General features: G+C 42.7%; 1 protein-coding gene. It reads right to left on the bottom strand.

Annotated elements, in window-relative coordinates; translation table 11 throughout:
* Positions 1 to 262, bottom strand: a 262-nt coding sequence (locus H5200_RS23605; RefSeq protein WP_182762918.1) for an integrase core domain-containing protein, incomplete at both ends; no start/stop codon positions are given.

The raw sequence follows: 262 nt of genomic DNA on the forward strand, positions 1-262 counted from the left end.
TGACGCTGATTTGGCGTGACAAATTTTATACCGCTGTGCAAATGCTCGTTATTGTACCAATCTACAAACCCTGCCACCCATTTTCTTGCTGTGCTTATTTCTGCAAATGGCTTTTCTGGGTAGTCTGAGCGATATTGTAACGTTTTAAATAATGACTCCGAATAGGGATTATCATTACTCACTGACGGGCGACTAAACGACGGTACAATGCCTAATTCTTGCAAGGTAGCCAATAATGTAGCGCCTTTCATTGGGCTGCCAT

It is taken from the genome of Pseudoalteromonas sp. SG43-7 (genome assembly GCF_014164295.1).
Taxonomy (GTDB): domain Bacteria; phylum Pseudomonadota; class Gammaproteobacteria; order Enterobacterales; family Alteromonadaceae; genus Pseudoalteromonas; species Pseudoalteromonas rhizosphaerae.